Origin of the sequence: Paeniglutamicibacter sp. ZC-3, from assembly GCF_025847175.2 — a bacterium.
Lineage (GTDB): Bacteria > Actinomycetota > Actinomycetes > Actinomycetales > Micrococcaceae > Paeniglutamicibacter > Paeniglutamicibacter sulfureus.
Map to the genome: position 1 here is coordinate 43,795 of NZ_JAOYTG010000007.1, position 24,330 is coordinate 68,124.

The 24,330-nt window shown below is 64.9% G+C and carries 17 protein-coding genes and 1 pseudogene; 10 read left to right on the plus strand and 8 right to left on the minus strand.

Features of this window, described 5'->3' with window-relative positions; translation table 11 throughout:
- Positions 1-256: 256 nt before the first annotated feature.
- Complete coding sequence (locus OIU93_RS09540) at positions 257-1,609, plus strand: Fic family protein (protein ID WP_264269850.1); 1,353 nt, start codon at positions 257-259, stop codon at positions 1,607-1,609.
- Between the two features lie 138 nt (positions 1,610-1,747).
- Here OIU93_RS09540 and purL read toward each other — a convergent pair whose 3' ends face one another.
- From purL to purS, 3 genes are read right to left on the minus strand one after another with little or no spacing between them, the layout of a single operon-like run.
- On the minus strand, positions 1,748-4,033 hold the full coding sequence (purL, locus tag OIU93_RS09545) for a phosphoribosylformylglycinamidine synthase subunit PurL (RefSeq protein ID WP_264269951.1): 2,286 nt from the start codon (positions 4,031-4,033) through the stop codon (positions 1,748-1,750).
- A 38-nt stretch (positions 4,034-4,071) separates the two neighbouring features.
- Positions 4,072-4,827, minus strand: a complete 756-nt coding sequence (gene purQ / locus OIU93_RS09550) for a phosphoribosylformylglycinamidine synthase subunit PurQ (protein WP_264269851.1) — start codon at positions 4,825-4,827, stop codon at positions 4,072-4,074.
- Positions 4,827-5,078, minus strand: a complete 252-nt coding sequence (gene purS / locus OIU93_RS09555; protein ID WP_264269852.1) for a phosphoribosylformylglycinamidine synthase subunit PurS — start codon at positions 5,076-5,078, stop codon at positions 4,827-4,829. Before purS ends, purQ begins: the two co-directional genes overlap by 1 nt.
- A 201-nt stretch (positions 5,079-5,279) precedes the next feature.
- On the opposite strand from purS, the pseudogene OIU93_RS09560 reads away from it, so the two are divergent.
- From OIU93_RS09560 to OIU93_RS09570, 3 genes and pseudogenes are all read left to right on the plus strand, one after another.
- A pseudogene (locus OIU93_RS09560) lies at positions 5,280-5,342 on the plus strand (SEC-C metal-binding domain-containing protein); the annotation flags it as partial.
- A gap of 51 nt (positions 5,343-5,393) precedes the next feature.
- Positions 5,394-5,681, plus strand: coding sequence for a YchJ family protein (locus OIU93_RS09565; RefSeq protein WP_372342905.1), 288 nt, complete (start codon positions 5,394-5,396; stop codon positions 5,679-5,681).
- Positions 5,682-6,102: 421 nt separating this feature from the next.
- Positions 6,103-8,643 carry a DUF5129 domain-containing protein gene (locus OIU93_RS09570; protein WP_264269854.1) on the plus strand — a complete coding sequence of 847 codons (2,541 nt, stop codon included), beginning with the start codon at positions 6,103-6,105 and terminating at the stop codon, positions 8,641-8,643.
- 412 nt (positions 8,644-9,055) lie between these two features.
- On the opposite strand, the gene OIU93_RS09575 is transcribed toward OIU93_RS09570, so the two are convergent.
- Complete coding sequence (locus OIU93_RS09575) at positions 9,056-10,627, minus strand: Na+/H+ antiporter (RefSeq protein ID WP_264269855.1); 1,572 nt, start codon at positions 10,625-10,627, stop codon at positions 9,056-9,058.
- A 164-nt stretch (positions 10,628-10,791) separates the two neighbouring features.
- Positions 10,792-12,216: a CitMHS family transporter gene (locus OIU93_RS09580; protein WP_264269856.1), complete on the minus strand. Its 1,425-nt coding sequence runs from the start codon at positions 12,214-12,216 to the stop codon at positions 10,792-10,794.
- Between the two features lie 210 nt (positions 12,217-12,426).
- On the opposite strand from OIU93_RS09580, the gene OIU93_RS09585 reads away from it, so the two are divergent.
- Positions 12,427-14,148 carry an ATP-binding protein gene (locus tag OIU93_RS09585; RefSeq protein WP_264269857.1) on the plus strand — a complete coding sequence of 574 codons (1,722 nt, stop codon included), beginning with the start codon at positions 12,427-12,429 and terminating at the stop codon, positions 14,146-14,148.
- Positions 14,145-14,810: a response regulator gene (locus tag OIU93_RS09590; protein ID WP_264269858.1), complete on the plus strand. Its 666-nt coding sequence runs from the start codon at positions 14,145-14,147 to the stop codon at positions 14,808-14,810. Before OIU93_RS09585 ends, OIU93_RS09590 begins: the two co-directional genes overlap by 4 nt.
- A 10-nt stretch (positions 14,811-14,820) precedes the next feature.
- Here the strand turns inward: OIU93_RS09590 and OIU93_RS09595 are convergent, their stop codons facing one another.
- Positions 14,821-15,297: a hypothetical protein gene (locus OIU93_RS09595; protein WP_264269859.1), complete on the minus strand. Its 477-nt coding sequence runs from the start codon at positions 15,295-15,297 to the stop codon at positions 14,821-14,823.
- Positions 15,298-15,345: 48 nt separating this feature from the next.
- Positions 15,346-16,251 carry a 3-methyladenine DNA glycosylase gene (locus tag OIU93_RS09600; RefSeq protein ID WP_264269860.1) on the minus strand — a complete coding sequence of 302 codons (906 nt, stop codon included), beginning with the start codon at positions 16,249-16,251 and terminating at the stop codon, positions 15,346-15,348.
- Between the two features lie 191 nt (positions 16,252-16,442).
- Between OIU93_RS09600 and OIU93_RS09605 the strand changes: the two genes are divergently transcribed.
- Entirely contained in the window at positions 16,443-17,822 is a 1,380-nt protein-coding gene (locus OIU93_RS09605) for an HNH endonuclease (protein WP_264269861.1), read from the plus strand.
- 119 nt (positions 17,823-17,941) lie between these two features.
- On the opposite strand, the gene OIU93_RS09610 is transcribed toward OIU93_RS09605, so the two are convergent.
- Positions 17,942-19,228: an aspartate kinase gene (locus OIU93_RS09610; RefSeq protein ID WP_264269862.1), complete on the minus strand. Its 1,287-nt coding sequence runs from the start codon at positions 19,226-19,228 to the stop codon at positions 17,942-17,944.
- A gap of 436 nt (positions 19,229-19,664) precedes the next feature.
- Between OIU93_RS09610 and OIU93_RS09615 the strand changes: the two genes are divergently transcribed.
- From OIU93_RS09615 to purU, 3 genes are all read left to right on the plus strand, one after another.
- Positions 19,665-20,444, plus strand: a complete 780-nt coding sequence (locus OIU93_RS09615; protein WP_264269952.1) for an IclR family transcriptional regulator — start codon at positions 19,665-19,667, stop codon at positions 20,442-20,444.
- A gap of 1,029 nt (positions 20,445-21,473) precedes the next feature.
- Positions 21,474-23,357 carry a BCCT family transporter gene (locus OIU93_RS09620; RefSeq protein WP_264269863.1) on the plus strand — a complete coding sequence of 628 codons (1,884 nt, stop codon included), beginning with the start codon at positions 21,474-21,476 and terminating at the stop codon, positions 23,355-23,357.
- A 79-nt stretch (positions 23,358-23,436) separates the two neighbouring features.
- Positions 23,437-24,330, plus strand: coding sequence for a formyltetrahydrofolate deformylase (gene purU, locus OIU93_RS09625; protein WP_264269953.1), 894 nt, complete (start codon positions 23,437-23,439; stop codon positions 24,328-24,330).

A 24,330-nucleotide genomic window follows, 5' to 3' on the forward strand; every position in this document is an offset into this window, starting at 1 on the left:
CGGAAATGAGCGTGAGGCCTATCGCTTTGTGGATTCCTCGAGATGCGTGGCGACTGAAGTATGGATGTAAATCGGGAGTTGATGGTTTCCTCGCGCGGAGCCATTCGCTTCAACCAGTTTCGCCCGTCGAGCATTCGTGCTGGCGCGGAGAGAACTTCAAGCTATCTTCAAGTTCAAATTTGAACTTGAAGATAGCTTGAAGTTCGCTAGACTGCATCTAACTTCAAATTCTGATGCCCATTTGAAGAAGATCTGAATGAAGCGAGTTCCAATGAAGCTGCCAATGTCCGCGCCCAACATCGAAGCAGCGATGCAAAAGATCTATTCCGTTCAACCCAATCGCCTGTTTGAACTCATGAGTGCTCACCCTGACGATTCACGGTATATGCATTGGGACGAGCTTCGTTATAAGACGCCGCCTGAGGCGATGACTCTTGAGGAATGGTGGTTGTCGCTTAAGTTTGCTCGCCGCAGCCAGTATCGTGCCGTTGATTTGTCCGACAAGAACGGTCAGGCCTTTCAATTCACTATGACTGATCGCCTGCTCAAGCAGAGTGAGCAAATTACGCGTCGCGCCAGTGGTCAGATTAGAACGCCGGACGACGTTTTTGGGACAACTGGTCGAAATCAGTACATTGTGCGATCGCTTGTAGAAGAGGCGATTACTTCGAGCCAGCTGGAGGGGGCTTCAACGTCGCGACGAGTCGCCATCGAGATGCTTGACTCAAAGCGGGATCCACGCAACAAGTCTGAGCTCATGATATACAACAATTATCAGGCTATGGAGAGAATTCGAACTTCGCTCGCGGAGCCGTTGACAACAGAATTCGTCCTTGAACTACATCGCATCCTGACCGATGGGACATTGGAAGACCCTAACGACGCAGGTCGTTTGGAAACTCTCGATCATCAACGAGTTGCCGTATGGGATAACGAAATGTGTGTTCATGAGCCACCGAGTGCAGACCAACTTCCCCAGCGACTGCAGGCGTTATGCGATTTTGCCAACGGTGATACCCCTGAAGGGGCGTACATTCCACCAGTAGTGCGGGCGGTAATTGTCCATTTTATGGTTGGCTACGACCATTATTTTGCTGACGGTAACGGGCGAACCGCTCGAGCTCTCTTCTATTGGTGCATGCTCAAGCAAGAATACTGGCTCAGTGAGTATGTCGCGATCTCCAAGATTCTCAAGAAAGCACCGTCGCGATACTCAACTACCTATTTGCTAACTGAGGACGACGAACGCGACCTCACCTACTTCATCCACTACCAGCTGGACGTTTTTATCCGAGCGCTTGACGAGCTAGATGACCACTTGCAAGCGAAGGTCCAGGAGGCCGCCGATATACGCTCTGCCCTCGCGAGCAAAACTGTTGAGTTTAATTTCCGGCAAGCGGAAATTTTGGAGAAGTTGGCTCGTGATGAGAATGAGCGGGTTTCGGTGAGGCAGTATCGGGATCGCTTCAGGGTGTCACACGAAACAGCGCGCGCTGATCTTAACGCTCTCACCGAACATGGCTACCTGACAAAACAAAAGGTAGGTAGGTCGTATCTTTGGCGTCCAACGCCGCAACTGATCAATAAGCTTTCGGGCAAAATAGGTTGAGCTCGATTATGAGATGCTCGCAAGCAGATCTCTCGCACGGTGAACTCAATCTGACTTGACCGAATAGGTGAAGATGAAGTTAAACATCGGCGGGGCGCCGGGGAAAAATCCCCGACGCCCCGCAGTGGCCAGACGTGCCTAGCCGAAGTACTTCGGCAGCGTCGCCTCGTGGGCCTCGCGCAGCTCGGCCAGGTCCAGGTCGAACTGGCCCTGGACCTCCAGCGAGGTGCTCGCGGCGTCGACGACACCGAGGCGGACCACGGGGAAGTTGCGTGCGGTGGCCATGTCGTTGAAGCGGACCTCTTCGGAACGCGGAACCGCGACGACGGCGCGGGCCTGCGACTCGGAGAAGAGTGCGGTGAACGCATCCACCCCGTCGCGCTCGCACAGGTCATCCAGCGCCACGCGGGCACCGACGCCGTAGCGCAGGGCCATCTCGCCCAAGGCTGCGCCAAGGCCGCCCTCGGAGAGGTCGTGGGCCGAGTCGATCATGCCGTCGCGCGAGGCGTTGATCAGGATCGCGCCCAGGGTTTTCTCCGCTGCCAGGTCGACCTTCGGCGGCAGGCCGCCGAGGTGTCCGCGGATGTTCGCGAACTCCGAGCCGTCCAGCTCGTCGAACGTGGTGCCCAGCAGGTAGATGGCCTGGCCGTCGGCATCCGCGCGCCAGCCCGAGGGGGTGCGGCGCTCGACGTCGTCGAACTTGCCCAGCATCGCCACGACCGGGGTCGGGTGGATCGGAGTTGACCCGGTCTGGTTGTACAGCGAGACGTTGCCGCCGGTGACCGGCACGCCGAGCTCCAGGCAGGCATCCGAGAGGCCGCGAATGGCCTCGGCGAGCTGCCACATGACATCCGGGTCCTCGGGGGAGCCGAAGTTCAGGCAGTCGGAGACGGCCATCGGCACGGCGCCGGAGGTCGCGACGTTGCGGTAGGACTCGGCCAGGGCCAGCTGCGCGCCGTGGTACGGGTCCAGGAAGGTGTAGCGGCCGTTGGCGTCGGTGGCCAGGGCAACGCCCAGGCCGGTTTCCTCGTCGACGCGGATCACGCCGGCGTCGTCCGGGGAGGCCAGCGCGGTGTTGCCGCCGACGTAGCGGTCGTACTGGTTGGTGATCCAGGACTTGTCGCACATGTTCGGCGAAGCCATCAGCTCAACCAGTGCGGCCTTCAGCTCATCCCCGGTGGCCGGCAGGTTGGCGCCGGCCTCCGAGGACTTGAAGGTGTCGGCCTGCAGCGCATCCTGCCACTCGGGGCGGGCGTACGGGCGGTCGTAGAGCGGGCCGTCGTGGGCGACGGTGCGCGGGTCGACGTCGACGATGACTTCGCCGTCCCACTTGATGATCAGGCGGCCGGTGTCGGTGACCTCGCCAAGCCAGGAGTACTCCACGGCCCACTTGTCCATGGTCGCTTCGAAGGCTTCGATGTTCTCCGGGGAGACCACCGCCATCATGCGTTCCTGGGATTCGGACATCAGGATCTCGCCCGGGGTCAGGGACGGGTCGCGCAGCAGGACGGAGGTCAGTTCGACCTCCATGCCGCCGTCGCCGTTGGAGGCCAGTTCCGAGGTGGCGCAGGAGATGCCCGCGGCGCCGAGGTCCTGGATGCCTTCAACGAGGGATCCCTTGAACAGCTCGAGGCAGCACTCGATGAGCACCTTTTCGGCGAACGGGTCACCCACCTGGACGGCGGGGCGCTTGGAGGGCTTGGTGTCGTCGAAGGACTCCGAGGAAAGGATCGAGGCGCCGCCGATGCCGTCGCCGCCGGTGCGTGCACCGAAGAGCACGACCTTGTTGCCCTTGCCCGACGCGTTGGCCAGGCGGATGTCCTCGTGGCGCATCACGCCCACTGCCAGCGCGTTGACCAGCGGATTGCCCTGGTAGACGGAGTCGAAGACCATTTCGCCGCCGATGTTCGGCAGGCCCAGGGAGTTGCCGTAGCCGCCGATGCCGGCGACCGCGCCGTGGATCACGCGTGCGGTGTCCGGGTGGTCGATCGCACCGAAGCGCAACGGGTCCATCACGGCCACCGGGCGGGCGCCCATGGAAATGATGTCGCGCACGATGCCGCCGATGCCGGTGGCAGCACCCTGGTACGGCTCGATCATCGTGGGGGAGTTGTGCGACTCGATCTTGAAGGTCACGGCCCAGCCGTCGCCCAGGTTGGTCACGCCGGCGTTTTCGCCGATGCCAACGAGCATGTCCTTCTTCATTTCCTCGCTGACCTTGTCGCCGAACTGGCGCAGGTGGTTCTTGGAGGACTTGTAGGAGCAGTGCTCGGACCACATGACCGAGTACATGGCCAGTTCCGCGGCGGTGGGGCGGCGGCCCAGGACCTTGACGACCTCGTCGAACTCGTTCTGCTTCAGGCCGAGCTCGGCCCAGGGCAGTTCGGTCTCCGGGGTGGCCGCGGCGTTGGCCACGGTGTCCATGTTGAACTTCTTCTGCTCGGTGGTCTGCTCTGCGGCGCTCACTTCTGGCCTCCAACAAGGTGGGTCAGGACGGAGGTGAAGAAACCCAGCCCGTCGGTTCCGGTGTGGTCGGGGCCGAATCCGGCCTCTACTGCGTGCTCCGGGTGAGGCATGAGGCCCACGACGTTGCCCGCGGCATTGGTGATGCCCGCGATGTTGCGGCGCGAACCGTTGGGGTTCCAGCCCACGTAGCTGAAGGCCACGCGGCCCTCGGCCTCAAGGGCGTCGAGGGTCTTTTCGTCGGCCACGTACTGGCCGTCCTGGTTCTTGAGCACGATGGTGATTTCCTCACCTTGCGCGTACTGGTTGGACCAGGCGGTGTTGTTGTTTTCCACGCGCAGGACCTGGTCGCGGCACAGGAACTTCAAATGATCGTTCTTGATCATGGAGCCCGGCAACAGGTGCGATTCGGTCAGGATCTGGAAGCCGTTGCAAATGCCCAGGACCGGCAGCTTGGCATCCGAGTTCGCGGCGTCGATGATCTTGCCCATCATCGGTGCGAAGCGGGAGATCGCGCCGGCGCGCAGGTAGTCGCCGTAGGAGAATCCGCCGGGAATGACCACGGCGTCGACGTCCTGAAGCTCGGCATCGGCGTGCCACAGGGACACTGCCTCGGCGCCGGCCAGTCGCACTGCGCGGGCAGCATCGCGGTCATCGAGGGTGCCCGGGAAGGTAACGACGCCGATGCGGGCGCCGGACAGCGCTGCGACGGGCGTCGAATAGTCGCCGATCAGGGGAAGTTCGGTTGCGCTCATTAGTCTGCGACTACCTCGACGTTGACAACGTCTTCGATGACCGGGTTCGAGAGCAGCTTCTCGGCGGCGTTGCGGGCCTGCTCGAGGATTTCCTCGGTGACCTCGCCGTCCACGGTCAGTTCGAAGCGCTTGCCCTGGCGAACCTGGCTGAAAGCGGTAAAGCCAAGGCGGGGAAGTGCGCCGACGATGGCCTTGCCCTGCGGGTCAAGGATTTCGGGCTTGGGCATAACATCAACAACGATCCGGGGCATCCGGGTTCTCCTGTGCGCGAGGGGTGGTTAATCGCCCGCGGACGTGCCGTCTCACGCCAAGGGTGGGGGCGCTCCGCGAGCTTGCCTGCCCAGTCTACCGGCACGGGGTCGTTCCTCTGGTTTTGTGTCGGGTTGCAGGGGTCCCGGAGCGCAGGCCGGCCGCCGTTATTCCGTCGATCCGACTGCCCTTAAGCTGGTTCAATGGAAAAAGATGCGCGTTGCCCCTGCAATTCCGGGGAAACCTACGAATCCTGCTGTGGCCGATATCACCGGGGATACGAAGATTCGAATGCCCCCGCGTGGCCCGGAACCGCGGTGTCGCTGATGCGGTCGCGCTTCAGCGCCTTCGCCCTGGGACTTCCGGAATTCCTGCTGGCAACCTGGCACCCGGACACGCGCCCTGCGGAGCTGGTGCTGGACGAAGCGATCGTCTGGGGCGACCTGGACATCATCCGCACCGAAGCAGGAGGGCCGTTCGACACCCGCGGCATCGTCGAGTTCGAGGCGCACTACCGCCTGCTGAACCAGCCGGGTTCCCAGCGAGAGGTCAGCAATTTCATGCGCGAGGGCGGACGCTGGTACTACCTCGACGGCGAGGAATAACCGCCGGCAACGGCGGCTGGGCCCCATGCCGTTCGGTTGAGATTCTGAGCATGACGTCAAGTCGGTTCGTCGCCAGGGCAGAAAGGAGTGGCTCCTGTTGAGTGGTTCGGTCCTCCAAGACTGATCCACCCATACGGAAGCCACCATGTTCGATTCCGCCATTCACAACCGCCCGGTCGCGTTCGCACCGGACCACCTCGCGGAACCAACCCCGCAGCGTTCGGCCTGTCCATGCTGGTGGACTCGTTCTGCGATATGGACTCCCGCCAGCACAAAGTTGTTTTTGCTCACGGGTTTCGCGGTTGGCTCGCCTGGTTCTGATGTTTTCCAAAAGCGTAGGGCCGGGTATTCCGCGGCCTGACATTTATTCAATTTTCGTTAGAATTGGCTGGTTCGCGCCCGCATACGCCTGATTGAGTCCATGAGCCGCAAAGCCACACCGCCCGCCCGTTCCGGCAACAAACCGAATTTCGGCCTCCCCTGGATATCCATCCTTCTCGGGGCTGTCACCGTGGTTTTCGGAACCACCGGGCTCGTGAACATCGCCACCCAACCGGATTCCGAGGTCCGGATCGTCATTGAGGGCCAGCAGCCGTGGAACATCTCCCGGGAAACGGTCGAAGCCGCACTGGACCGACCCGTCGCTTCCTGGCAACCGCTCACCCTCACGGTCACCGACCGGACGCTGAGTCTCGAGGAACAGCAGGGAAACCTCGCCCCGGGCACCGATATCCTGCTGAGCACCAAGCTCCCGAAAGCTGCAACGATCGATAACTACGACGGCTCGATCAGGCGAGCCCAAGCCCGCGACAAGGTGGCAATCCGCCCCTTCTTCGAGGATCCGGCCCAAAACCTCGCCGTCGGCCAGGGTATCCACGATGCATACCAGGCCAATGTCGGAATCGGCCACGGGCCACTGGCAGTCATCGCCGCGGCACAAGAAGCATCCCGGCACCTCGACCACGGGTCTCCGCCTTCGCCCTGGCCCTGGATCATGGCCACTGCGCTGGGCCTGGCGCTGACGGCGTTCGCCCTCTCCAAGGCACAACGCCGCCGTTCCCGGTGGGGGGCCCGCTTCCGCCGGCTCACCGCCGCGCAGCGCCAACTTGCAGGCGTGGTCCTGGAGCTCGATGCCCTCGAGGTGACCTACCTCGCCGTCGACCCGGGGCAACGCCCCCGCGGGTTCACTGCCGCTTGGGCCAAGGTGCGCAAGGCGTCGCTGGACTTGGCGCGCACCGAGGAAAAGGTCGTCGCAGCGGTGCATGCGCGCGGCAGCGGCATGACACCGGAAACCGCCCGAAAGCTCGAAAGTTTCGAATCCCTGGTGTCGCAATTGGCCGCATCGGCCGACGCCGTGATGGGTGCCGGTGCCGTCATTGGACGCTTCCGCGGCGGCGAAAACACCTTCCAGCGGTTGACCGCACCGCTGGCATTCGCCACCAGGGAACTATTGGCGCGCCTGCGCGCCGCCCCGGCCGGCGCGATCGATCCGCGGGCCGTCACCGACCTTGAATCCGCATTGGACGCCCTGCTTGCGGCAAGCACCGGCAAGACGGGCGGGTCCAAACATGCCGTGCGCGCCTGGGACCAAGCGGAGCGTGTACTCAAGCGCCAGGCGCATGCGCTCTCCCGGAAATTGGGCCGCCCGCGGAGGTTGCGCCGCATGCTTCGGCGACGACCTTTGGCGGCCCCGAGGCCCGCCGAAGACCTGAGCGTGTTGCGTACGAGCCTTGGCTTGACTCCCCAGGGTTCGCGGCTGTCCCTGAACGCGGTGGACGAGGTGAATGCCATGGCCCGCGAAGCGTTCGGCAGGCTCCCTGAATTCGATGACGCAGCGGAACCGGCGCGCGGCAAGACCCCGCTGCATCCCTCACTCCGCACGGGCGTCCGCCGGAGCGCCAAGGTGCTCGCCGGCATCGTCCTGGTGCTGGCCTCGGCCATGCTGAGCTCGATGGTCATCGTCGGTATCGAAGACGTGGCCGAAGCCGTGCCGACCGGAAACCGGCCATTGCAGGCATTGCGCTTTGAGCCCGACGACAGCAAATTCGACGTGGATGAAATCCGCCGCGGCCTCCCGGTCGATTTCACCGAAGACCTCGTGGTGACGGTGGTTGCCCGGGACGCTGAGGATGAGCTGCAGCTCACCATGGACCCCGAGGTCCGAGCGAAGATTTACGACCCCTCCGACCCTTTCGCATATACCCGTTTCGACCCCAAGCTGCTGGTGGAATCCATGTGGACGATCAAGGCCCAATACCCCCACTTGGTTGACGAGGGCAGCGGGGAACTGCTCCCCGGAGAGGTGGTGCTGCCCGTGTGGTTCTTTGATGACGGATCCACCACGGCGCCCGCGTGGTTGACCTCGGCGGTCGCAACCGGCGTAACTGCCGCGCTGGGCAGGTTCGACTGGAATACCAACCGTTTCACCCCCGAGATGTCACCCGAGTGGGCGGTGTCCAACACCCTGGATCGCCTGGCGAGGGTTCTGCCGCTGAACGACCAGCGGGAGCTGGACTCCAATTTGGATCCCCTGTTCTGGTTGCTGTTCCCGACCAATGGGCTTGTTCTGGTCATCGGTTACCAGGTGCTTCTCTACGGCGGCAGCATGTCCATGCGCCTGGGCCGCTTCGGCAAGGGCGCTGCCAGGTTGCGCACCGTGCGCCGGGAACTTGAGGCCCTGACCATGGGGTTGGACGATTCGCGGCTCAATGCGGTGTTCATGGTCGATCGCGGCTCGGTCCCGCTGGCGGCCTCCGGCGACCAACGACTCTTCGAAAGTGCGCTGGCCGTGGCCTGGCGCATGGCCGGGGAACTCGCCGCCCGCCCGCTGGCCCAGCGCTTCGGCCCGGATTACACGGCGCAGATCCACAAGCTCGAATACCTGGTCTCGGTGCTATCCATGCGCGATGCCGATGTTGCGGGGCGTGCCCGAGCCCTGTTCGTGGCCGTGCGCGAGGCCTGATTGGCGGAATGCCGGGTGGCCGCCGGCTGTTTTTCTTCTCTGGCGCCGGCAACCATCCCTTTTCGCTGGGTGGAGTATGGGCGAGGACATCCTCGTCGACCTTTCCCGGCAGGGGCTTGTTCCCCGGATCGGGTTGAGGTCTTCGCACTTCGAAGTGATCCGTTCAATGGCCGCGCGTGGAGGGTACTCGTTGTTCCGGCAACCAACGACCTTGCCCCCCCTCCCATGAGCTACGAAGGCCACCCGGTAAAGCCCCTGAGGATGGAGCCCAGTCCGATTTCAGCGGAAGCCACGATTGGATGGCTGGAAGGCAGCCGGCTGCCCGGGCGAGCCCCTGCCTTCATCGAGCTTGCACTCAACCGTGCGCCGTCACTTGCACCCGATCCTTTGGAGGGTGGGACCCGACGAGCTGTCAGTGGTCCAGCGTGACGGTGCGCAGGTCCAAGCGGCGCAGCACCCTGTCCACCAGTTCGGGGTCATTGCCCGGTTCGTTGCGGGCCTTGAGCATTTCCTCGCGTGCGGCATCAAGTGCCTCGCGCTGGACATCGTCCATGATGGTGAGGATCTGCTTCAGGCGCAGCATCTTTTCCGGGTCCTTCTCGAAGTCGGCCTCGAGAATGGTGTGCAGCGAGGACATGCGCCGGGCCAGGGACTGGCGGCGTTCGGCAGGAAGGGCCGCGGCGGCCTTCGAGCGCTTCATGGTTTCCAGCGCGACCTTCTCCGCCCGCCGGGCCAGTGCACGCTGGGTCCGCTCTTCGACGGCGTGGTCATTGGGAAGCTTGAGCGCCCGCATCAGGGCCGGAAGCGTCAGGCCAGGCAAAACCAGCGTCACGATCAGCACCGTGCAGGCCGTTGCCACCACGAAGTTGCGCCCCTCGAGCGGTTGTCCATCGGCCATGGTCGAGGGGAGGGCCAGTGCCAGCGCCAGTGTGGCCAGCCCGCGCATCCCGCACCAGGAGAGCACCAGGACTTCCTTGAGCGATCCGGGAGTCTTGTTCTTGCGTTCGGTCCCGCCGATCTTGTACATGGCCATCATCCAGCCGAAGCGCACCAGCACGACGGTGGCGCAGATGGCCGCGATGCCGGGGATGAAGGTCAGCAGGTTCTTGCCCTCGTCCTGGATGATGTAGCGCATCTCGATGCCCACCAGTCCGAAGGCGACGCCGGTGGTCAACAGCTCCACCACGTCCCAGAAGGCGGTCCGGGTCAGGCGTTCCTCGGAGTCCTGCGGGCGGGCCCTGCGCCCCAGTTCCAGGGCCGTGACCACCACAGCAACGACGCCGGAGAAGTGGACTTCCTCGGCCAGCAGGTACACCGCGTAGGGCGCCACCAGCGTCGCGGCCGAGCGGGCCACCAGGTTCGGGACGAAGCGGTTCAGGGTGCCGATCAGCCAGGCCATGGCCAGGCCCAGGACGATGGCGCCGGCCGCGCCGATGAGGAACTTCGGCACGACGTTCCAACCGACCTCGCCTCCGCTCATGGCAGCGGCAACGGCCGCCTGGAAGATCACGATGGCCATGGCGTCGTTGAACAGGCCCTCGGTCTGCAGAACCGTGATGAGGCGGCGGCGCATCTTGACCTTGCTGGCGATGGCCTCCACCGCGACGGGATCGGGCGGGGCCACGATGGCGCCCAGTGCGATGGCCAGCGGCAAGGCCATGGACGAAACCATGAGCCAGGCGACACCCGCCACGGCGGCGGTGGTCGCGAGGACCAGCAGCACGGCCAGCAGCACCAGCGAGCGCCACCGCAGCCGGAAGATCGACCAGGAACTGCGCTGGGCAGCCGCGTAGAGCAGCGGCGGCAGGAAGAGCGGAAGGATGAGTTCCGGGTTGATGTGGACCTCGGGGATGAACGGCAGGAACGCCGCCCCGGCGGAGAAGAGCAGCATCAGGATGGGGTAGGGCAGGCGCATTCGTTCGCCCAGCCCGACCACCAGCACCGTCCCGAACAGCAGGCCGACCAACAGCAGCAGGAATTCCATGGGTGTCGCCTCACTCTTTCGCGTATCCCTAAGCTTTTCACACGTCGGTTTCGGCGAGGTTAAGCGCCACCTGTGTCACTGCACGCAGGCAGAGGGGGCGGAGGTCGGTTTCCCGTCCTCCGCCCCCTGGTGCGGTGCGTTGCCGTGTCGGCGTGAGGTGCTTCCTAGCCGATGCCGATGGCGCCGGTGAGCACGCCGACGGCGAGCATCACCAGGGAGACGACCAGTGCGCGCCAGAGGACCTTCTTGTGGTGGTCGCCCAGGTCGACCTTGGCCATCGAGACCAGCAGCAGGATCGCGGGAACCAGCGGCGACTGCATGTGGACCGGCTGGCCGGTGATCGAGGCGCGGGCCATGTCCACGGCGGGGATGCCGTAGTGGGCTCCCGCCTCGGTGAGCACCGGCAGGATGCCGAAGTAGAACGCGTCGTTGCTCATGAAGAACGTGGCGGGGATCGAGATGATGCCGGTGAGGATCGCCAGGTACGGGCCCATCGAGGTGGGGATGACGTCGACCAGCCAGGCGCTCATCGCGTCGACCATGCCGGTGCCCGAGAGCACGCCGGTGAGCACTGCGGCGGCAAGCACCATGGAGACCACGGCGATCACCGAGGAGGCGTGGGAGGCAATCATCTTGGCCTGGTCGGAGATCTTCGGGAAGTTCACCAGCAGGGCGACGGCGGTGCCGACCATGAACAGGTAGGACAGCGGCATCAGGTCCAGGATCAGCAGCACGAAGATGGCCACGGTCATCGAGAGGTTGAACCAGAACAGCTTCGGGCGCAGGGTCTCGCGGGTCGGGTCCAGGACCGTGCCGTTCATGGTGGCGGTTTCGGTGCCGTCGCCGCGCACTGCAACCTTTTCCAGCAGGGCGACGCCGCGGCCGCCTGCAGGGGTCTTGGTGTTTCCGGAGTCGGAGGAGCCGGACGTGCCGCCGGTCATGACCGAACCCGGGCCCCAGCGCAGCGGGTCTTCGCGCTGCAGGCGCTTGCGCTCGGAGATGCCCATGGCCCAGGCGAAGCCGAAGACGACAACCAGGCCGACTGCCAGTGCCGGGATCATCGGGACGAACACTGCCGAGGCGTCCACGTGCAGGGCGGCCGCGGCGCGGGCGGTCGGACCGCCCCAGGGGACGATGTTCAGCGTGCCGTTGGTCAAACCTGCAACACAGGTCAGCACCACCGGGCTCATGCCCAGGCGCAGGTAGATCGGCAGCAGCGCCGCGGTGACCACGATGAAGGTGGTGGAGCCGTCGCCGTCCAGGGAAATCAGGCCGGTGAGCAGCGCGGTGCCCATGACGACCTTGGCCGGGTCGTTGCCGACCAGCTTCAGGATGCCGTCGACCAGCTTGTCGAAGAGCCCCACGTCGATCATGATGCCGAAGTACATGATGGCGAACATCAGCAGTGCGGCGGTTCCGGACATGGACTTCACGGCGTCCATGACCATGTCGCCGAGCCCCAGGCCGGCGCCGGCAAAGAGGCCGAAGACGGTTGGCACGATGATCAGCGCCAACAACGGGGTCATGCGCTTGGTCATGATGAGCGCCATGAACGTGGCGACCATCAGGAACCCGAGTGCTACCAGCATGGGGGGTCTCCTTCTAAAGATGGTGCGTATTTCTACGCGAGTGATGGGAGTCGGTGCCTGTGGGGGCCGGAAGCGTTGGCCGCCCGATGCACCGCGGATATACACGCTACGTGGTGCGCATCACGCCAGTGTGGTTGTGCCCACAAAGCACCCTTCTTCCCCTAAATCCTTTTTTGCTCATAAAGCCCACGAAGGTCCTAAACTGGTTTCATGCCCCAAGAGCCAAAGCCCTCCCGCGGTTTCGCCGCCCGGATCATGGGCCTGCAATTTGCCGTGGTGGGAATGATGATCCTCGCCGCTGCCGCCGGCGCCATGTGGGTGACCGTGGAACGCGTCAACGAGCAGGCCCAGGAGCGCGCCCTGGCCATCGCCCGCACGCTCGCCGCCGACCCTGAGATCCGGGCACAGGTGAAGGGCCATGCCGACGACGACAACTCGCTCGACGCCGCGGCCCTGCGCGCCGGGTACGTGCAGCGTGCGGCGGAGGCGGCGCGCACGCGCACCGGGGCCTTCTTCGTGGTGGTCACCGAGGACCGCGGGATCCGGCTGGCGCACCCCACCGAATCCCTGTTGGGCCAAAGGGTCTCCACCGATCCCGTCGCGCTGTCGGGCCAGGAATCGGTGTCCCGCGAGCACGGGACCCTGGGCGAATCGGTGCGCGCCAAAGTGCCGGTCTTCGCGCCCGCTTCGGACACGGTGGTCGGGGAGGTCAGCGTCGGGGTCGGGATCCAGGAATTGGCGGCCCGGCTGCGCGTGGCCGGCTTCTGGGTGTTGGGGCTGGGGCTCGCCGCACTGGGCCTTTCCGCGGCGTCGACGCGCTGGCTGGTGCGCCGGCTCAAGGCCCAGACCCTGGGGCTGGAACCAGCCGAAATGGCGCAGCTGCTGCGGGACCGCGACGCAGTGCTCTACGGCGTGGCCGACGGCGTCATCGGCATCGGCCCCGACGGACGGGTGAGCGTGCGCAACCGGGCGGCGCGGATCATGCTGGGGCTGCCGCACCGCCATGAATCCTCCGACATCATCGGGCTGCCCTATACCGAGGCGAAGTTGCCCGCGCCGTTGGTTGCCGCCATCGCCACCTGCGACGGTGCAACGCTTCGCCTGGAAACCGAGCGCGCAGCGCTGGTCGCCACCGTCCACCCGGTGCGACGCGACGGCACCGACCTGGGCCAGGTGGTGTTGCTGCGCGATGTCACCACCATCGAGACCCTGGGCTCGCGGCTGGACGCGGTGGAGACCATGGCCTCGGCATTGCGCGCCCAGCGCCACGAATTCGCCAACCGGCTGCACACCATCTCCGGGCTGCTGCACCACGGGGACGTGGACGAGGCCCGCGACTACCTCGGCGAGGTCATCGAGTCCGGGCCGGTGCGCGAGCCGGTGCAGAACCTCGAGGCCATCGAGGACACCTACCTGCGGGCCTTCCTCGGGGCCAAGGGCGTCCAGGCGTACGAGCGCGGCGTGGTGCTGCGCGTGGGGGATGCCAGCGCGCTCTACGGAAGCCTCATCGACGCCCAGGACGCCACCGCGGTGCTGGGAAACCTGATCGACAACGCGCTGCGTGCGGCGGTGGAGGGCCCGGCCCCGCGCTGGGTCGAGGTCGACCTGCTGTCCGAGGGCTCTACGCTGCACCTGGCCGTCGCAGATTCCGGGACCGGGGTCGAACCCGGGCTCGACGTCTTCGCCGAAGGGGTCAGCACCGGGGCGCTGCCGGGCTCCCCGGAGCGCGGGCAGGGCGTGGGGCTGCCGCTGGTGCGCCGCCTGGCGCGCACCCGCGGCGGCGAGGTCTGGATCGCGGATCCCGGTGGCCGCCAGGAGCCTGCGGCACCCGAAAACACCGCACACCCGGCGGCGGGAGCGGTCTTCGCCGCACGCCTGCCCGGGGTGCTGTCCACCGAATCAGGATCTCCCGAAAGGACCGAAGCACCATGACCGAGACAACCGACTACAAGGTCCTGGTCGTCGACGACGATTTCCGGGTGGCGGCGCTACACGCCGGCTACGTCGATTCGGTGCCGGGCTTCCGCGCCCTGGCGCCGGTGCACGATGCCCGCATGGTGCCGCGCGCCGTGGCCGAGCAGCAGCCGGATTTGCTGCTGCTGGACGTCTACCTGCCCCAGGGCTCGGGCCTGGACCTGCTGGCCACCCTCGACGTGGACGCCTTCGTGCTCTCGGCTGCCACCGAGGTCGATGCGGTGCGCACCGCCATCCGGCGCGGCGCGCTGGGATACCTGGTCAAGCCGTTCGACCCGAAGGTCCTTGCCTCGCGCCTTCGGGCCTACGCCCGCTACCGCCGGCAACTGGACACCGCAACCGGGCTGGACCAACAGGCCATCGACCGGGCGCAGCGCACGCTGCTGGCCGGTGAGGAAGGTGGCACGGCCGTGGCTACGCCCACCGAGCAGGCGGTGCTCGCCGCGGTTGCCGCCGCGGGGGAACCTGCCACCGTCATGCAGGTGGTCACCGCCGTGGGGATTTCCCGCGCCACGGCCCAGCGCTACCTGGCCAACCTGGTGCAGGCCGGATCGCTGCGCCTGGAGCTGGCCTATGGCAGCCGGGGCAGGCCCGAACACCGCTACCTGGTGCAGGGCTGAGGCCCCCTCCCTATTGCAGTTGCCCTGAAGGTTGGTCGACCAGTAGCGCCAAGGCGGCGGTCCAGTCGGAAATCGCGCAGCCGTCATGCAGGTCGAAGGTGCGCTCCACCGCCTGCCCGTCCCGCGTGCCCGTCACCCGTGCGATGGCCGGACCGCCGTATTGCTGGGTGCACATCCGCGTGGCGCCCGCCGCGGGCTCGGTGAGCAGCTGCGGGTGGGCATCCACCAGCGCGCAGGCCGCAGCGGCCCGCGGGTGGTTGCTCCGTTCCAGGGCGACGGGCCCGTCGCACAATAGGTGGAAGTGCGCGCTTTCAGCGTTTCCGTCGGCCCGGATCGAGATCTGCAGGTCGGTGTCCTGGCCCTGCCCCTGGCTGGAAGTCGACGCGCTCGGCGATCCGCCGGTTCCGCCGCCGCCGGCGCACCCGGAAAGCATCGCGACGGCACCAAGGAGCAGCGCGGGGAGAAGCGAATGGTTCCTGTGCCGCATGGAGTTGCCCTCCAATCATGCGTCGGCCGCCGGTGGCGGCCGGTACCTCTAAGTCTGTGGCAACGGCAGTGATTGGGCAACGGCCAGTAGGCGATCGCGCAGCACCTGCGCCCGATCGGCAAAGTCCTTCTGCAAGCGAACGTACTCGGCCTTGCCCGCGGGAGTCTCGATGGCGATGGGCCGGTGGCCCCAGTCGGCCAGGTCGTAGGGAGAGGCCTGCATGTCCATGGTGCGGATGTCCCACGCCAGTTCGAAGCAGTCCATGACCAAGTCGCTCGGCACCGCGGGGGTCAGCTTGTACGCCCACTTGTACAGGTCCATGTTGGCGTGTAGGCACCCGGGCTGCTCGAGGTCCCGCTGGGTTTCACGGGTTGGCTGCAGTTCGTTGAGCGGCACGGCCTCGGGGGTGTAGAACCTGAACGCATCGAAGTGGGTGCAGCGGATCTTGTGCTCCTGGACCACCGCATCGGTTCCCGCCGAACCCAGGCGCAGGGGCAGGTATTCGTGCCTGATCCCGTTGTCGGCCGATTTGTAGGCCATGGCCCATTCGTGCAGGCCGAAGCATGCGAAATTGGCCGCTCGGGTGGCTGTTCCGGCCAGGATGATGTTGGCGAACCGGATCGCCTCCGTGCGGGTTTGCGCAAACGCCTCGAGGTCCACCGTGTAGCCGCGCTCGCCGGTCGACTCGTCAACGACTTCGCGATAGAACTTCCAGTCTCTGCGTTCCGTGGCGCTCTCCCCGGATAGCACCACGCCGGGCCCCGGATGCCAGCGATAGAGCTGCCCAGGCTTCTGTGTGTAATAGGTAAAGAGGAAGTCCTCGATCGGGTGCTTCTGGCGCTTCATCCTGCGCTCCGTGAACGGTTCGCCAAAACGCTTTGCGCGCACCTGATGAGCGGCGGCGGACGACAGCCACTGCTCTTCGGGCAGCCAGGCAAGCGAGGAGGAGAGCATCCATTCATTATCGCCGCGCCGGCCGGGAAAGCCTTAATTATTGAATCGCATGCTCCGATTCAACGACCTTTGTCAAGGCCCCCCGCGCAGGATTGTGAACAACCATAAAGCGTATTTGACATGAGCGTTTGGGGTAATTTCCTTTGTTTTTTGCCCTTCTTTTCGAAGGTTTTCGGGCGTAGAATGGAGGTATGTTCGATGAATATCCCAGCGGAGATTCCATAGACGAACCTCCCGACGAATACTTTCCTGTCGCACCCGCACCCGTCGCCTGTCTCCCGCCTGTCCCGGGGCGATGCCACGAGGATGACCTGGCGTTCCTGCGATACGTGCGCGACGGGTTGGCGGCCCTGGACACGGATGGCACCGCCAAGGAACATCACGAAAAGATCGCCCTGGCCGAGGAGATCAAGAGCGCCGCGGCCGGCGCCCAGGTCATATCCGCAACCCTCATGGAAGCCGACGTCGTGGCCCGGCGCACCGAGGCCGGCGTGCGGGAAAACAACCCGTCCTACGGGGTCGGGGCACAAGTCGCCCTGGCACGCCGCGAATCCCCGGAACAGGGCAGGGCCTTCCTGGGCTTATCCGGCCGCCTGGTCTCGGACCTGCCATTCACCCTCATTGCCCTGGTGCGCGGCAAGATCGGCGAGTCCCAGGCGCGGACCATTGACCGCGAAACCGCGAACCTGCCTTCGGCGCAGCGCGGCGAGATCGACGCGGCACTGCTTCGCGATCCGGAAGGGCTCAAGGGCCTGTGCGTGCGTGCCGTCGTCGACCGGGTCCGCCGGCTCGCCTACGCATACGATAGCTCCGACGCGCTGACGCGCCTGGAAGAGGCCAAGTCCTGTCGGTACCTCGCGGTGTTCCCGGCCCGGGACGCGATGATGCAGGTCGCCGGGATGCTCTCTGTCGAGGACGGGCTGGCGATCCGCCAGGCCCTCACCCTCGAAGTTGACAGGCTCAAGGCGGCCGGGGACACCCGGACACGGGCCCAAATCATGGTCGACGTCGCGGTGGACCGGATCACCGGCAGGTCCACCGCTGAAGGAACCCAGCTCATGTTGTACCTGGCGATGTCCGACCGGACCTTGCTCCAGGGCGGCAGCGAGCCGGCGTTCCTAGAAGGCTACGGCACTGTCCCCTCCACCTGGGCCAGGAACCTGGTCGGCGGACGCGAACCGCAGGACCGGGAACGCCGCCGCTCCCAGGTGGCCCTGAAGCGGCTCTACACCCACCCCGACACCGGGGCCCTGGTGGGCATGGACTCACGCTCCCGCCAATTTCCCAAGGCGCTCAAGGACCTGATCCGCATCCGCGACCAGTACTGCCGCACACCCTACTGCAACGCACCGATCAAGCACTTCGACCACGTGGTCCAACACAGCCGCGGCGGACCGACCAACGAAGCCAACAGTGCCGGACGATGCGCCGCCTGCAACCAGACAAAGGAACAGACCGGCTGGGAAGAACAAGTGCTGGACACCGGCGGGCGGCACACCATCCTGATCACCACCCCCACCGGGGCCCAATACACCTCCACGGCACCCGCCCTGCCCGGCACCCCCGCCTGAACACCGCAGAGTTCCGCCGCCGCACCACGCCCACCACCAAAAACGGTCCGCAGCACCGAAGGCACGCCCCTTGGCGTGCCCCGGTGCCACGGACCGCGTGGCGTTAAGGCATATGTACCTTAGCGGCCGGTGCCGCCGTAGACCGTTGCCTCGTCCTCAGCATCCAAGTCGAATGCCGCGTGGATGGCTCGCACCGCGGCATCGAGCTTGTTGGCGTCGGTGACGATGGAGATTCGGATTTCCGAGGTGGAGATCATGTCCACGTTCACGCCGGCCTGGTGCAGGGCCTCGAAGAACGTGAAGGAAACGCCCGGGTTTGAACGCATACCTGCCCCGATGAGCGAAAGCTTGCCAACGTTCTCGTTGTAGGAGATGTCCTCGAAGCCGATTTCCTCCTGGGCGGATCGCAGGGCCTCCTTGACTTGCTTGCCATCGACCATGGGAAGCGTAAAGGAGATATCTGTGCGGCCCGAACCTGAAGTCGAGAAGTTCTGGACGATCATGTCGATGTTGGCGTGGGCGCCGGCAATGACCCGAAAAATCTGTGCGGCCTTGCCGGGGATGTCGGGCACGCCAACAATCGTGACCTTGGCTTCGGAGCGGTCGTGGGCGACACCGGAAATGATGGGCTGTTCCAAGGGTTCTCCCTCTTGAATCTTGATCTGGTCATCGGGGCTGGGCATAACCCAGGTTCCCTCATTGGTGCTGAACGAGGACCGCACGTGAAGCGGAACCCCGAAACGACGCGCATATTCAACGCAACGCAGGTGAAGGATTTTGGCGCCGGAGGCGGCCATCTCCAGCATTTCCTCGCTGGAAATGGTGTCGATCTTGCGGGCCGCCGGAACCACGCGGGGATCGGCGGTGTAGATGCCATCGACATCGGTGTAGATCTCACAGACATCGGCACCCAGTGCGGCGGCAAGCGCCACCGCGGTGGTGTCCGAACCGCCGCGACCCATGGTCGTGATGTCGTTCGATTCCTTGCTCATGCCCTGGAACCCGGCGACGATGGCGACGTAGCCGCGATCGATGGCGCGGCGCACGCGCTGCGGCGAAACCTCAATGATGCGTGCCTTGCCGTGGATGGCATCGGTCATCATGCCGGCCTGTGAGCCAGTGAAGGAAGCCGCCTTGGCACCCAGGCCGTCGATGGCCATGGCCAGCAGGGCCATGGAGATGCGTTCGCCTGCAGACAGGAGCATGTCCATCTCGCGGGCGGGGGCTTCTTCGGTCAGTTGTTCGGCGAGGTCGAGTAGTTCATCGGTGGTGTCGCCCATGGCGGAAACCACCACGACGACATCGTGGCCGGCGGACTTGGTGTCAATAATCCGACGGGCAACACGTTTGATGCCTTCGGCATCTGAAACGGAAGATCCGCCGAATTTCTGGACAATCAGGCTCATGCGTCAGCACACTCCATGGGACGGGAACAGGTGGGACTTCAAAGGGCGCGACAATAATTGGCCCAACCCCCATATTAGCCATTGTGATGCACCGGGACGCCAATGCGTGACCGATCTAGGTCATAAAGGGTGGTTTGGCTGGTCTATTTGCTCGGTTTGGTGTCGGCGAGGTCACCTCGTCCGGAAGACTGGTCGGCCCCACGCGGCGAGGGGGTCATTTGGTAACGGATTGGACGAAAGCGTGATTTGAGCAGCTTGCCAAGCCGGTATTGCCGGCTCGTCGCCGGGGCTTCCAACCCGCCTTGGCGCTGGGCGCCGGGGCGATGGCGCGCACCTTGCCGGGGCCAGCGCATAAGCTGGACGAAAGCGACCAAGTATGAAGATGAACGCAAAGGACGGCAGGCCCTTGGCAGTCGATGAATCCCATCGCCCGGAAATGGACGACGACGATGCCGTGCATGGGGGTGTCCAATCGGTGGACCGCGCCCTGGCCATCCTGGAAATCCTCGGCCGGGACGGAAGTTCCGGGGTCGGCGAAGTTGCCGAAGAACTGCAGATCCACAAGTCCACGGCTTCCAGGCTCTTGGGCTCGCTGCTGGCCCGCGGCATGGTGCAGCAGAACACCAATCGGGGAAAATACGAGCTGGGATTCGGCATCCTGAAGCTGGCCAGCACCATTCCAGGCCGGCTTTCACTGGTGGCTCTGGCCCGCCCGGTCATTGAGGCCTTGGCCGAGCAGTACAAAGAGACTGTCAACCTTGCCGTGCTGCGCGAGGAATACGCGGTGAACGTGGACCAGGCCATGGGCCCTTCGACCCTGGCGACATATGACTGGCTGGGCAGCCTCACCCCCCTGCATGCGACCTCCAGCGGCAAGGTCCTGTTGGCGGGCCTCAGCTCCGATGAACGGGGGCGGATCCTGAAAGCCACCAAGCTTCCTCAGCGCACCGCCAAAACCATTCGGACCCGGACGGCTCTGGAAAAAGAACTGCTTCAGGTCGTGAAGGACGGTTACGCTCAGGCGCTCGAGGAGTTCGAGATGGGCATCAATTCCTATGCGGCGCCAGTGCGCAACCACCTCGGCGTGGTCGTTGGTGCCATCAGCATCTCGGGCCCTGCCTTCCGCTTCGCCCCCGAAATGGAGCCCGGTCTGCTGGAGGGGCTCAAACAGGCAGGACTGCAGGTCAGCGCGTCGCTTGGCTACACCGCCGGCTGAGGCTCGCCGGTCGATGATGTCGGCGCACTCCGTGCGCTGCTGACGACGTGCCGGGCTGCATGACCGACGATGGCCTTCCATCTGGCCATCGCGTCGTGGTCGATACCACGGTCATCAACCGAGGTTTGTGATGCCAGGGTCCTGGCTCGCACCAAGTCTCCCGGGCGAATCCCGGAAGATCCCATGATGTCGTCCTGGAGGGACGGCCTCCCTTCCCTGCCCTCATGCGGCTCCCGGGTTCCCGATCTATCCGTACCAGAGAAATTGGACTCCGTGACCTTTCCCGGGGTGATTCGCGTACGGCGGAGATGCAATCGCAGTGGTCCTGCGAATGGCCGCAGATGATCATCAGCCGGCTGGCTAACCCCTGACTTCGGGGCATTCGGGAAGTCGGTTCGATTTGTACTGGGACCTCTGTTTCCCAATTGCGTAATAAACATCAAGCATCTGTAGGCGCAACTCTTCTACTGTTACGCCAATGCGTCGCCTGGGCCAGGTTCCACAACAAAGGGGTGATTCCGGTGTGGCGCGACGCAGGGCGGCCCCAGAGTCGGGATGGCCGGAAGGAAAAAGACCTAAACCTCTTGACACCCTTCTGTGGCGTGCGCCACAGTTGTTGCACAGGGCGAAGGCTGTTGATCATAGCGAGACTGAATCGCCGCCGAACCATCGAACGAAACAGCCGAAAGGAAGTCGATGCGCGATGCACGAAGCCTGTCCATCGAAACGGTTGTCCCGCAGTGGCGCCCTTCTGGACAAGCCGGCCCTGATTGCCGCAATGCCTATCGACGGCGCTGGGCTGCTCGCCAGCTACTGCACCTGAACGCAGGAGGCCCCTGTTCACCCGGTTGCAGGCTCGCATCCAATACGCCACGGTCTTGCAAAGCTCCACCACGGGCGACGAAGCCACTCCGATGCCCCGATTTCCAGGACTGCAATCCCGCGGGATAGCGGTTCTCTCGGCGGGTGACCGCCCCCGGTCCACGGACCAAAGACACGTTCGCATTCACCAGGCAAAGGAAAACACCCATGGCAGTGAACACCGACGAGACCATGTCCGAAGAACCGGACGTGCCCGACGAGTACGTGGTCGAGGATCCGGTCGCGGGTTCCGCGCCACCAGTTGACACCGCCATCCTGCAGGAGCTCAGGGACGGCGAATCGGAGCGGAAGGCAACACGGATGATTCCGCGCCTGCCCGAGGGACTGGACAAGGTCACTTTCGGGGTCGCCGGGGCCTTCGCGCTGGCCTTCGTCATCTGGGGCCTGGTCAAAACCGCCTCGCTCTCGGCGGCCTCGAACGCTGCACTGTCCTGGGTCACCGAGAACACCGGCTGGTTTTTTGTTTCGCTGGCCTCGTTCTTCGTGATCTTCGTGCTCTGGCTGGCTCTAGGCCGGTTCGGCAACATCCCGCTGGGGCGTGACGGGGAAAAGCCGGAGTTCCGCACTGTCTCCTGGATCTCGATGATGTTCAGCGCCGGCATGGGAATCGGCCTCGTTTTCTACGGGGTGGCCGAACCGCTCTACCACTACGTCTCCCCGCCACCGGGAACGGTTGACGGGAGCACGCCCGAGGCCATCCAGACGGCCATGGCCACGTCGATATTCCACTGGAGCATCCACCCCTGGGCCATGTTCGCGGTGGTCGGCATCGCCATGGCCTACTCGACCTTCCGGCTGGGTCGCCGGCAGTTGATCTCCTCGGCCTTCACTTCCCTCTTCGGTCCGCGGGTCGAAGGGCCAGCCGGCAAGATCGTGAACATCCTGGCCATCTTCGCCACGCTCTTCGGCACCGCCGCCTCGCTGGGGCTCGGGGCCATGCAGATCGCCAGCGGCATCGAATTCAACGGCTGGGTCGGCAAGGTCGCCTCGCCGGTGCTGGTTGGGGTCATCACGGTACTGACCGTCTGCTTCGTGCTTTCCGCGGTCTCGGGGATCTCCCGGGGCATCCAGTGGCTGTCCAACATCAACATGGTCCTGGCCCTGTTGCTGGCGGTGCTCGTGTTCGTGTTGGGGCCCACGCTGCTGATCCTCAACCTGATCCCGTCGGCCATCGGCGACTTCGTCCGGGACCTGCCCTCGATGGCCTCGCGCACCGAGTCCGCCGGTGACGAGTCGGTGCGGGCGTGGATGTCGAGCTGGACCATCTTCTATTGGGCCTGGTGGGTGTCGTGGGCGCCGTTCGTGGGCATGTTCATTGCCCGGATCAGTCGCGGACGCACCATCCGCCAGTTCGTCACCGGGGTGCTGCTGGTCCCGTCGCTGGTCTCCGTTATCTGGTTCTCGATCTTCGGCGGCGCCGCCTTCGACATCCAGCTCAAGTCCGCAGCTTCAAACGGGGCGTCGGATTCGATGGTGAGCATGGTCGACGGGGAACCCTCCATCGACTTCGAGGGCGCCATGTTCGACTTGATCCAGCACCTTGGCGCCAGCCCCGGGGTCACCTTGGCCATTGCCATCCTGGCCATGGTGTTGATCGGCATCTTCTTCGTCACCGGCGCAGACTCCGCCTCGATCGTGATGGGCTCGCTGAGCACCAATGGGCGCTTGGAACCCTCCAAGGGCGTCATCGTGTTCTGGGGAGTGCTCACCGGGGCGGTTGCCTCCATCATGTTGCTGGCCGGCGGGGACAATCCCGGACAGGCGCTGAACGGGCTGAAAAACATCACCATCGTCTCCGCTCTGCCGTTCGCTGCCGTCATGTTCATCTTGTGCATCGCCCTGGTCAAGGACCTGCGCCGCGATCCGCTGGCACTTCGCAGGAAGCTGGCCGACTCGGTGGTCGAACGGGCCATCCGCAGCGGCGTGGACGAACACGGCGGAGTGCCCTTCGAACTGGTGACCAAACACGACTGCACCGAGGCCTGCGACGCCGAAGACCGCTGCCCTGGCCGAGGCGCCGACGGCGCATGAGAACGTCCGCAATCCACACACCAATATCCAGCCACAACCAACCACCTTTCAACGAGCCAAGGGAGCAAACGTGAGCACCATGATCCACGAGACGGCAGTGACCCGGGATGCCACGCACCCGCGCAGCGTCCGCTTCGTCCTCACCCTCTCCTGCCCCGACAAGCCCGGCATCGTGCGGGCCGTGACGGGATTCCTCGACGATGCCGGCTTTGACATCGCCGAGCACCAGCAATTCGACGACCATGTCGGAGGCAGGCTCTTCCTGCGCACCGCGCTGGCCGGAGGGGACCCGGAGGTCACCGCCGGGGAACTGGAAGCGGCATTCGGGGAACTGGCGGGGCAGTTCGACATGGACTTCGCATTCCACGACGGGCGCGCCCAGCGGGTGCTGGTCATGGTCTCGAAGTTCGGGCACTGCCTCAACGACCTGATCTACCGCTGGCGGACCGGCACGCTCGGTGCCGAACTGGTCGGCGTCGTCTCCAACCACGAGGACCTGCGTCCCATGGCCGAGGCCGCCGGTCTGCCCTTCACCCACATCCCGGTCACCGCCGACACCAAGCCCGCCGCCGAGGCCCGGCTCCAGGACGTCATCGCCGACCACCGGGCGGACGTGGTGGTGCTCGCCCGCTACATGCAGGTCCTCTCCAACGAGCTGACCGCCGCGCTGCACGGACGGGCCATCAACATCCACCACTCCTTCCTGCCCGGTTTCAAGGGCGCCAAGCCCTACCACCAGGCATACGCCCGCGGCGTGAAGATGGTGGGGGCCACCGCGCACTACGTCACCGAGTCCCTCGACGAGGGCCCGATCATCGAACAGGAGGTGTTCCGGGTCGACCACGTCCCGGACGCAGACGCGCTGGCACGGATCGGGCGCGACGCCGAGGCCCAGGCCCTGGCCCGTGCCATCACCTGGCATTGCCAGCACCGCATCCTGCTCAACAACACCCGCACCGTCGTCTTCCGCTAA